Below are 4,224 nucleotides of genomic sequence, written 5' to 3' on the forward strand. Positions count from 1 at the left end.
CGCCAGAAATTGGCAACCAAGCGTTCGGGATACATCGCGCCCTTGGGCGCGCCGGTGCTGCCCGAGGTATAGATCAACAACGTCAACGGGTCGTCCTCATCGGCGACGAACGGCGGAGCGGCCGGCAGCGCCCGACCGCGTGCCAGGACCTCGCCCAGCGTTTCCACAATCACCGGGCTGCCCGCCTGCGCCAACCGCGCCCGGGCGGCTTCGACCGCCTCGCGCTGCGCGTCCACCTCCGGGTGATAGTCGAACGCGATCAACCGCGCGGGCGCGTGGCCGGTCAGCACCAAGTCGACGGCGTCGTCGAGATAGTCGACGCTCGAGGCAATCACGGCCGGCTCGGTCTCGGCGACGATGGGCTGTAGCTGGGCGACGGGCGCGCTGGTCTGCAGCGGAACGGACACCGCGCCCAACTGGACCAACGCCATGTCGATGGTCGTGTAGTCGACGCTGGTGAAGCCCAGCACAGCGACCCGGTCGCCGGGCCGTACCGGATCGTCTGCCAGGGCAGCCGTGAATTCGCAAACGTGGTCCCACACCTCGCGGTAGGTGATGGTCTCGAACCGGGGCAGCAGCTCAATGGAAGTGCGGCCCGTCGCCGGGTCATTGACGAATCGGAAGGCGCGCTGCCCGAGTGCGGGCCGGTCCGCGTAGCCCTCCATCAGCGTTCGCAGAAGCTGCGGTAGTCGCAGCCCCGGTTGGCCGATCGCCGCAGATACGGCCTCGCTGGGTCGGGCCGCGGAGAACTGGTCGTCCGTGGCGTGCAAATCGGCGATGCGGCGTGTGAACCGCTCTTCGCGGGTATCAGTGGACACAAAAATCACCAGCCCTTCCGATGGAGTCTCTTGCTGGGGTCAGCACTGACGTTAGCGCGGAAAGCGACTAATGGCAACGTACTGTTGCCATTAGTCCAACGTGTTAGCCTCCTGGGCCTATGGACGGTTCGACGCGGCGAACGACGGGCGCGCAGCGCGGTCCCCGAAGCCAGCAGGTGGTCGAGAAGGTGCGCGAGGCCACCGTGGCCGAACTGGCACGAGTGGGCTTCCCCGGGCTGACCATCGAGGGAGTCGCCAAGGCGGCCAACGTCAATCGCACGACGATCTATCGGCGATGGCCGTCCAAGGGCGCCCTGCTGTTGGCCGTCCTCGAGCCGGGACTCGAGCGCTTCGACCAGGATCCCGATACCGGTTCGCTGGGCGGGGATCTGCTGGCCCTGATGCTCGTCATGGCGGAACGAATGGCCTTGCCCGAAGGGCAGGCGGTCCACCGCGCGGTCGGGTCGACCTCAGATGAACTCAAGGACCTCGTCGATACCGTCAATGCCCGTGGGCTCGGCGCATTTCGGCGCGCCTTCGATCGCGCCGGCGCCCGAGGCGAGGTGGGACCGACCGACGACACCGAAATGATCGTGTATCTGGCGTTCTTCGGCGTCGTGCTCTGGAGGGAGACCCGCCAGCGCCCGCCTACCGAGGAGGAGTGCCGCCGGATACTGCGAGTCGTACTCGCACCGCTGACCGACAGTGCCTCAGCGCTACCCGCCCGCACAGACAGATGAAATTGACTGCTGTCAAACATGTTTGGGAGCTGCGTCAAGAGACGCGGATGAGCGGCCCACCGCACTAGGCGGCGTCTTCGTCGGCCGTCCAGAGCTTGTCGATGGTGGCGACGGCCTTGTTGAGGCTCCAAGCAAAGCTGGCGCAGGAATCAGCCAATGGCTACATATCGTCGCCATGTTCGCTAACGTGGTCAGGGTTGGACATGCCGAAGCCCATGAAGCGACTGACTCTTCACTACGAGCTACTCGCATCCACACCGCAGTGACACGTTGCCTGAACCGTGCGACCACCTAGAGCTACTGCATGTCGAGGTGCCTGGCTCCCCCCAATCAATGCCAATCCACGAGGAGACCCCATCGTGAGTGCCATCAAGACCCGCTTCGGCTTTTCCAGCACCGCCGGAGAAGTCGCAGCCAGCATCGACCTCTCCGGCCGTCGCGTCGTGGTCACCGGCGCGGCGTCCGGCATCGGCATTGAGACCGCTCGCGCGCTCGCCGGCACCGGCGCCGAAATCACCCTGGCCGTGCGAAACACCGCAGCCGGCGAACGTACCGCCAAGGACATCGCCGACTCCACTGGCAACCACGCGCTACACGTCGCAGCGCTAGACCTCACCGATCCGGCCTCGATCACGGCATTCGTCGAGTCCTGGGACGGACCTCTTCACGTCCTGGTGAACAACGCCGGAGTGATGGCCAGCCCCGAAACCCGCACTGCGCACGGCTGGGAACTGCAGTTCGCGACCAACCACCTAGGCCATTTCGCGCTCGCCACCGGACTCCACCACGCGCTCGCCGCCGACGGCGCGGCCAGGATCGTGTCGGTGAGCTCCGCCGGCCACCTGCTCTCCCCGGTATCCTTCGACGACCTGCACTTCACGACGCGGCCCTACGACCCGTGGGTGGCCTACGGACAGTCCAAGACCGCCAACGTGCTGTTCGCGGTCGAAGCGACTCGTCGATGGGCCGGCGACGGCATCACCGCCAATGCCCTGATGCCCGGTCTCATCATGACCAACCTGATGCGCCACATCGGGGGCACGAGCAGCAACCGGTTCCCAGAGGATCAGCTCAAATCCGCGCAGCAGGGTGCGGCCACATCGGTGCTTCTCGCCGTGTCGCCATTGCTGGAGGGTATCGGCGGCCGCTACTTCGAAGACTGCAACCAAGCCGAGATCATCGACCATCCCACCGGGCGCACTCGCGCCCGTACCCCGATGGGCGTGGCGCGATACGCTCTCGACCCGGCGAATGCCGACCGACTGTGGACGGTCTCCCAAGAACTGCTCAAGGCCGCCGAGTAGCGATTGGCGAGCCGCCGAAATCCGTGGCGACCTGTTCAGCAGCCCGGTCTGTCGGGCCAAATGGTCGAGACGGTTGGTCTCCATCGTCGCGGGCGATGGCTTTGTTCGCGGTGTCGTTGTAGTAGCTGATGCTCCACTTCGCCAACCGGGATATCGTCAACACCTCCAATCACCTCACCTAGGGGCGAACCGCGGTCCCGCGGAGGCATTTTCGGGTGCGCCAGAAACCAGTATCACGGCCCTCGCGCCAAAGTGCCGACGCCTCTCTGGGGCGATGGCGTTGGAGATGTTGGGATGCAGCGGATGATGCATGGAGACAGGATTGGATGGACCTGTGTAGGGAGTCGATAGGTGGGTACTGTTGGGCAACAATGCTTTAGGAGACGAAAGTGAGAAGTATGTGATGACCGCTGAGCTGTCGAGCGTCGCCTGCGCGCGGCAGGGAGGAATGCCGCGTTACCCGCCGCGGTGACCTACCTGATCACGAAGTTGCTACGGCCGTAGTTCTCACGGTGAACGCTCGCGCCGCCACGCTTGAGCGAGATCACCACCGGACGCAACAGGGCGGCTACCGGGTCATCGCTGCGGCGCCCAGCCCGGGATCTGCGTCCGGTCCACTCTTCGGCAAATGGGGCGGCCGGGTAGGCGAGTGCGGTCGGCCCGGTCGACACACGCGACTCCGCTGCAAAGGTGGATCGTTGTGGATTTGTGGCGGCCGGTCCTCACAGAAGTTCTTCCTCCCTATGAGGTCTGCCATGCAACAACTTTCAACCCGGCCGAGTCAGAATGTCGGTGCCGCATCCGTCACGCCTTGGCTAGCACACCGCCGTCGACGACCATCGCTGAACCCGTCATGGCACTTGATGCGTCGGAGAGCAGGAATGCGATCGGCTCGGCGATCTCGCGGGTTTCGATCGGACGCCCGATGGGTTGAAAGTCGGCGAGTGATCGTTCAAGTTCACCTCGGCCGCCGAGCATCTCGTAATGAGGGACGTTAAGTGCGGTGTCGACGAAGCCCGGGCAGACGACGTTGGCGCGCACGCCCTGGTGCGCGTGGTCCAGCGCAATGGCCTTGGTGAGCATCAGGATGGCACCTTTGCTCGCGACGTAGAGGGCGAGTTTCTTTTCGGCGCCGATCGAGTTGATGGAACCGATGTTCACAATCGATCCTGTGTGCTGCTCGATCCTGATCGGCAGCGCGGCCCGACAGCACAGGTACGTTCCGCGGACGTTGACGCCGAAGATTGCGTCAAATTCGGCCAGCGTGCTGGAGGGGTCGTCGTTGGGGATAAGCACGCCGGCGTTGTTGACGAGGCCGTCGAGGCGTCCGAATTGTTCGAGCGCATCCGCGAAGCCGCGGTT

At 64.8% G+C, this 4,224-nt stretch carries 5 protein-coding genes; 2 read left to right on the forward strand and 3 right to left on the reverse strand.

Features of this window, described 5'->3' with window-relative positions; all coding sequences use genetic code 11:
- A partial coding sequence (locus QOI01_RS15805) for an AMP-binding protein (RefSeq protein WP_526382470.1) occupies positions 1-818 on the reverse strand: 818 nt, incomplete at its 3' end.
- Positions 819-937: 119 nt separating this feature from the next.
- Here QOI01_RS15805 and QOI01_RS15810 point away from each other — a divergent pair.
- Both QOI01_RS15810 and QOI01_RS15815 read left to right on the forward strand, forming a co-directional pair.
- Positions 938-1,558: a TetR/AcrR family transcriptional regulator gene (locus QOI01_RS15810; protein ID WP_526382472.1), complete on the forward strand. Its 621-nt coding sequence runs from the start codon at positions 938-940 to the stop codon at positions 1,556-1,558.
- A gap of 359 nt (positions 1,559-1,917) precedes the next feature.
- Entirely contained in the window at positions 1,918-2,862 is a 945-nt protein-coding gene (locus QOI01_RS15815) for an SDR family oxidoreductase (protein ID WP_526382474.1), read from the forward strand.
- A 473-nt stretch (positions 2,863-3,335) separates the two neighbouring features.
- On the opposite strand, the gene QOI01_RS15820 is transcribed toward QOI01_RS15815, so the two are convergent.
- On the reverse strand, positions 3,336-3,533 hold the full coding sequence (locus QOI01_RS15820; protein WP_526382476.1) for a hypothetical protein: 198 nt from the start codon (positions 3,531-3,533) through the stop codon (positions 3,336-3,338).
- Positions 3,534-3,666: 133 nt separating this feature from the next.
- Positions 3,667-4,224 (reverse strand): SDR family NAD(P)-dependent oxidoreductase (locus tag QOI01_RS15825; RefSeq protein ID WP_526382478.1); only part of this gene is annotated, 558 nt, incomplete at its 5' end.

The organism is Mycobacterium sp., from assembly GCF_032162605.1.
In the GTDB taxonomy this organism is placed as follows: Bacteria; Actinomycetota; Actinomycetes; order Mycobacteriales; family Mycobacteriaceae; genus Mycobacterium.